Annotated in this window: 4 protein-coding genes, 1 tRNA gene and 1 other RNA gene; 3 read left to right on the top strand and 3 right to left on the bottom strand. The window is 72.6% G+C overall.

Going from position 1 to position 5185, the window contains the following annotated elements:
* Positions 1–64 precede the first annotated feature (64 nt).
* Both HMPREF3105_RS08070 and HMPREF3105_RS08065 read right to left on the bottom strand, forming a co-directional pair.
* A complete protein-coding gene (locus HMPREF3105_RS08070; protein ID WP_041102767.1) occupies positions 65–1627 on the bottom strand; it encodes an alanine/glycine:cation symporter family protein in 1563 nt (520 codons plus the stop codon).
* A gap of 217 nt (positions 1628–1844) precedes the next feature.
* A tRNA-Ser gene (locus HMPREF3105_RS08065) sits at positions 1845–1930 on the bottom strand.
* A gap of 155 nt (positions 1931–2085) precedes the next feature.
* Here HMPREF3105_RS08065 and ffs point away from each other — a divergent pair.
* Positions 2086–2182: signal recognition particle sRNA small type (gene ffs / locus HMPREF3105_RS08060), an RNA gene on the top strand.
* A gap of 16 nt (positions 2183–2198) precedes the next feature.
* Entirely contained in the window at positions 2199–3185 is a 987-nt protein-coding gene (gene gluQRS, locus HMPREF3105_RS08055) for a tRNA glutamyl-Q(34) synthetase GluQRS (RefSeq protein WP_070709157.1), read from the top strand.
* A 39-nt stretch (positions 3186–3224) separates the two neighbouring features.
* Here gluQRS and HMPREF3105_RS08050 read toward each other — a convergent pair whose 3' ends face one another.
* A complete protein-coding gene (locus HMPREF3105_RS08050; protein WP_070709156.1) occupies positions 3225–3890 on the bottom strand; it encodes a malonic semialdehyde reductase in 666 nt (221 codons plus the stop codon).
* Between the two features lie 78 nt (positions 3891–3968).
* Between HMPREF3105_RS08050 and HMPREF3105_RS08045 the strand changes: the two genes are divergently transcribed.
* A partial coding sequence (locus tag HMPREF3105_RS08045; protein ID WP_070709154.1) for a DNA polymerase III subunit gamma and tau occupies positions 3969–5185 on the top strand: 1217 nt, incomplete at its 3' end.

The raw sequence follows: 5185 nt of genomic DNA, 5'->3' as shown, positions 1-5185 counted from the left end.
GGACGCTGGCGGCGTCCGGGCCGTCGTCGTGGTGGGGCGGGGAGGGCCCAGCCCCGCCGGCCCGTCAGGCGCGGTGGGCGCCGCCCTCGGTGACGATCGGGTGCTCGGCCGTGCCGGCGACGCCCTGGGTGATCAGGCCGTCGGCGCGGTGCTCCCAGAAGTCCGCGTTGCGGATGCCGAGCGGGCGCGGGTCGAACTGCGGGTCGAGACCCTGGCGCTTCTGTGCACGGTAGTCCTTGAGGGCCTTGAGGGCCGGGCCCTGCAGCACGAGGATGCCGAGGATGTTCAGCCAGGCCATGGAGCCCACGCCGATGTCGCCGAGGCCCCAGGCCGCACCCGTGGTGGCGACGGCGCCGTAGGCCACGGACACGAGGATCAGGGCCTGCAGGAAGCGCAGCACGACGCGGCGGACCATGCCGTTGCGCAGGTTGCGCGTGAGGAACACGAGGTTGACCTCGGCCATGTAGTAGTACGCCACGATCGTGGTGAAGGCGAAGAACGCGAGCGCCACGGCCACGAACGTGGGGCCGAAGCCGGTGAACATGGCGTCGAAGCCAGTCTGGACGAAGGCCGGGCCCTCGGAGGCCGTCGGCGAGACGATGCCCTCGAACAGCAGGCCGGAGCCGGACCCGTCCGAGTACACCCGGTAGGCGCCCGTGGAGATGATGATGAACGCGGTGGCCGAGCAGACGAAGAGCGTGTCGATGTACACGGCGAACGCCTGCACGAAGCCCTGCTTGGCCGGGTGCGAGACCTCGGCGGCCGCGGCGGCGTGCGGACCCGTGCCCTGGCCGGCCTCGTTGGAGTAGACGCCGCGCTTCACGCCCCACTGGATGGCGAGGCCGAGGATCGCGCCGAACACGGCGTGCACACCGAACGCGCTGGCGAAGATGGAGCCGAAGACCTCGGGGATCTGGTCGAAGTTCAGGAACAGCACGATCAGCGCGAGGATGATGTACAGCACGGCCATCACGGGCACCACGTAGACGGCGAACGTCGCGATGCGCTTCACGCCGCCCAGGACGATGAAGGCCAGCAGGATGACCATGGCCAGGGCCACGACCCAGGCGGGCACGGCCCACGCCTCGCCCACGGCCGCGGCCACGCCGTTGGCCTGCACGCCCGGCAGGAAGTAGCTGGTGGCGAAGACGGTGACGACGGCGAACAGGATCGCGTACGCCTTGAAGGCGGGGGCGGCGGCCGTGTGCTTGTAGGCCTTCTCCAGGTAGTACGCCGGGCCGCCGCGGTACTCGCCGGTGTCCGGGTCGCGCTCCTTGTAGATCTGGCCGAGCGTGGACTCGATGAAGGATGTGGCGGCGCCGAGCAGGGCCATGACCCACATCCAGAACACGGCGCCGGGGCCGCCGAACGCGATGGCCGTGGCGACGCCGCCGATGTTGCCCATGCCGACGCGGCCGGCGAGCGACATCATGAGGGACTGGAGGGACGAGGTGCCGTCCGCGGAGTCCTGGCCCTCGCGGAGCTGCTTCACCATGTCCGGGATGTTCACGAACTGCAGGAACATGGTCCGGATGGTGAAGTAGAGGCCGACGATCAGGCAGAGCCAGATCAGGGCCGGGGACCAGATGACGTCGTTCACGGCGGTGATGAGATCTGCGAAGGACATGGGGTCTCCAGATCGGGGTGGGGATGGCCGGTGCGGTGCGAGCTCCGAGCGGCGGCCGCCGGCGGTCCCGGACGACTGGGGAGAAGGATACGCGCAAATGTGACCCGCGTCTCGCATCCAGCGTGGCGGATCGGGAGTCCGGGCGCGCGGCCCGCGACGACAGCGGCCCCGGACATGCGAAAAGCCCCGGAACCACTGGGGTCCCGGGGCCTACCCGCGGAGGATGGGGGATTTGAACCCCCGAGGGCTGTTAACCCAACACGCGTTCCAGGCGTGCGCCATAGGCCGCTAGGCGAATCCTCCTTGGTGCGCCCTCAGGCGGCGGACCGCGCGAGGGCAGGCTCCATCATAACCAGATCGTCCTGGGCCGCGCCAATCCTCCGCGGGAGGCGCGAGCTCGGCCTGGGCCTCCCCGCGGCCCGAATCGCCGCGCCCGCCGCCGCCCTGGTAGAGTCGTCGGCGGCCCCTCACGTGGTGTCATCTCGCTGAACTCCCCCAGGACCGGAAGGTAGCAAGGGTAGGTGGGCTCTGGCAGGTGCGTGAGGGGTCTTCGCTTTCCCCAGGAGATCCCATGCCCGCCGGACGCTACGCCCCCTCCCCCACGGGAAGCCTGCACCTGGGCAACCTGCGCACCGCGCTCGTCGCGTGGCTCGCGGCGCGCGCCACGGACCGCGCCTTCCTGCTGCGGATCGAGGACCTGGACCGCGTCCGCTCCGGGGCCGAGGCCGACCAGCGGGCGGACCTGGCCGCCGTCGGGCTGGATTGGGACGCCGAGCCGGTGCGTCAGTCCGAACGCACCGGCCTGTACGACGCCGCCGTGGCCGCCCTGCGCGCCGCGCACGGCGCGGACGCGGTCTACGAGTGCTTCTGCTCGCGCAAGGACATCGCCGAGGCGACGTCGGCCCCACACCCGAGGCCCGACGACGGCGCCCCCGCCCCCGGTGGCACCGTGCCGCTGCGTCCGCCCGGCTTCTATCCGGGCACCTGCCGGGACCTGACGGAGGCCGAGCGGGCCGAGCGACGGCGGGTGCGTCCCGCCGCCCTGCGGATCGACGCGGCGAAGGTTGCGGGCCTGCCGGCGGGCGGGATCCCCCGCGCCACCGCCGTGGACGTGCTGCACGGCGAGGTCACGGGCCTGGTCGACGACCTGGTGCTGCGCCGGAACGACGGGGCGTACGCGTACAACCTGGCCGTCGTCGTGGACGACCTGGCGCAGGGCGTGGACCAGGTGGTCCGCGGTGACGACCTGCTCGACTCGGCCCCGCGTCAGCGCTGGCTGGCCGAGGCGCTGTGCGCCGCGCGCGGGGAGCCGACGCCCGCGGTGGAGTACCTGCACGTGCCGCTCGTGCTGAATGCGGAGGGGCGGCGGCTGGCCAAGCGGGACGGCGCCGTGACGCTCGAGGACCTCGCCGCGCAGGACCCGGCGTGGACCCCCGAGCGGGTGCGGGACCGGCTGCTGGAGTCCCTCGGCCTGCCCGCGGGACCGCTGGCGGCCGCCGTGCCCGCGTTCGACCCGGCCGCCCTGCCGCGTGATCCGTGGGTGTTCACCGGGCTCTGAGCGGGCCGGCGCCCTGATCCGCCGCAGGCCCGGCCCCGGTCAGAGGACCTGGGCGGCCTGGTCGAAGTCGAGGCGGCCCTGGCGGGGCTGCTGCGCCTTCTCGTCGTCTGCGGCGGCGTGGCCCACGTTGATCACCAGGAGGGACTTCCAGGCACGGTCCGCATGGAACTCGGCGTCCACGGCGGCGGCGTCGAACCCGGCCATGGGGCCGACCTCGAGCCCGTGCGCGCGCAGGGCCACGAGCAGGTAGCCCACCTGGATGAGCGCGTTCGTGCGGCCCATCCCCTCGCGCATGCCCGGCTTGCCCTCGGCATCCTCCTCGAAGCCCTCCCGGAACGGGGCGAGGTGGCCCATGTGGCGGTGCCAGTCGAGGTCGTAGGAGGCGATCATTGTGAGCGGGGCGCGCTCCGTCTTCTCCCGGTTGAACTCGATCATGAGCGGGGCCAGGCGGGCGCGGGCCTCGGGGCTGTCCACGACGTCGAGCCGCAGCGGCTGGTTGTTCATGGCGGTCGGCGCCCAGCGGAGGTCCGCGTAGGCCCGCTCGATCAGCGCGAGGTCGACGGGCTCGTCCGAGAAGAGCTGCGTCGTGTGGCGGTCCGCGAAGAGGCGGTCGATCTCGGCCTGACTCAGCGGTCCCGCGTCCGGGGCCGGCTGCGTGGGGTGGATCGTGTCCTCGGCGTCGGTGTGCATGTGCGTGGTGGTCATGGGCCAGGGAACGGGCCGGCGGGCGTGCGCATTCCCCGGCTCCCTTAGCCCGTCCGCCCGCCGGATAGGCTTTCGAGGGTGAGCACCGCCCTGTATCGCCGCTACCGCCCGGACCGTTTCGAGGACGTGATCGGGCAGGACCATGTCACGGTCCCGCTGCGCACCGCACTGGCGAAGGACCGCGTGAACCACGCCTACCTCTTCTCCGGCCCGCGCGGCTGCGGCAAGACCACGTCCGCCCGCATCCTCGCGCGCTGCCTGAACTGCGCCCAAGGCCCCACGCCCACGCCGTGCGGCGAGTGCGACTCGTGCCGGGACCTGGCCACCGGCGGGCCGGGCTCGCTGGACGTGCTGGAGATCGACGCGGCCTCGCACGGCGGTGTGGAGGACGCCCGCGGCCTGCGCGAGCGGGCCACGTTCGCCCCGGTCCGGGACCGCTACAAGATCCTCATCATCGACGAGGCGCACATGGTCACCGCGGCGGGCTTCAACGCGCTGCTCAAGATCGTGGAGGAGCCGCCGGAGCACCTGAAGTTCATCTTCGCCACCACGGAGCCGGAGAAGGTCATCGGGACCATCCGCTCCCGCACCCACCACTACCCGTTCCGGCTCGTGCCGCCGGAGCCGCTCATCGCCTACCTCGAGCAGCTGTGCGCGGAGGAGGGCGTGTCCGTGGAGAAGGGCGTGCTGCCGCTCGTGGTGCGCGCCGGCACGGGCTCGGTGCGTGACACGCTCTCCGTGCTGGACCAGCTGATCGCGGGTGCCCAGGAGGGCCAGGTCTCCTACGAGCTCGCGGTGAGCCTGCTCGGCTTCACCCCGGAAGCCCTGCTGGACGACGTGATCGACGCCGTCGCCGCGGACGACACCCCCACCGTATTCCGCGTGGTGGACCGCGTGGTGCAGTCCGGCCAGGACCCGCGCCGCTTCGTCGAGGACCTGCTGGACCGCTTCCGCGACCTCGTGATCGCCCGTGCCCTGCCGGAGGAGGCCGGGGCGATCCTGCACGGCATGCCGGAGGACCAGGTGCGGCGTCTGTCGGCGCAGGCCGCGCAGCTCTCCCGCGCGGAGCTCTCCCGCCTCGCGGACGTCACCAACCTCGCGCTGACGGACATGGTGGGGGCCACCAGTCCCCGCCTGCACCTCGAGCTGCTCATGGCGCGCCTGCTGCTGCCTGCCTCGGACGAGACGCACCGCGGCCTGGCCGCCCGCCTCGAGGCCCTCGAACGGCGCCTGGAGCTCGGTGGCGCCGCGCCCGTCGAGGACGGCGCCCCGGAGGGCACGACGACGCCGGCCCG

The sequence above is a fragment of the Micrococcus sp. HMSC31B01 genome, assembly GCF_001816085.1.
Taxonomy (GTDB): Bacteria; Actinomycetota; Actinomycetes; order Actinomycetales; family Micrococcaceae; genus Micrococcus; species Micrococcus luteus.
The sequence above is the reverse complement of the archived record's forward strand: the minus strand, read 5'-3'. Positions and strand labels throughout refer to the sequence as shown.

Excerpts from the sequence above, each read along its gene's own strand:
- HMPREF3105_RS08070 (WP_041102767.1), bottom strand. The coding sequence starts at position 1,627 with ATGTCCTTCGCAGATCTCATCACCGCCGTGAACGACGTCATCTGGTCC.
- gluQRS (WP_070709157.1), top strand. The coding sequence starts at position 2,199 with ATGCCCGCCGGACGCTACGCCCCCTCCCCCACGGGAAGCCTGCACCTG.
- HMPREF3105_RS08050 (WP_070709156.1), bottom strand. The coding sequence starts at position 3,890 with ATGACCACCACGCACATGCACACCGACGCCGAGGACACGATCCACCCC.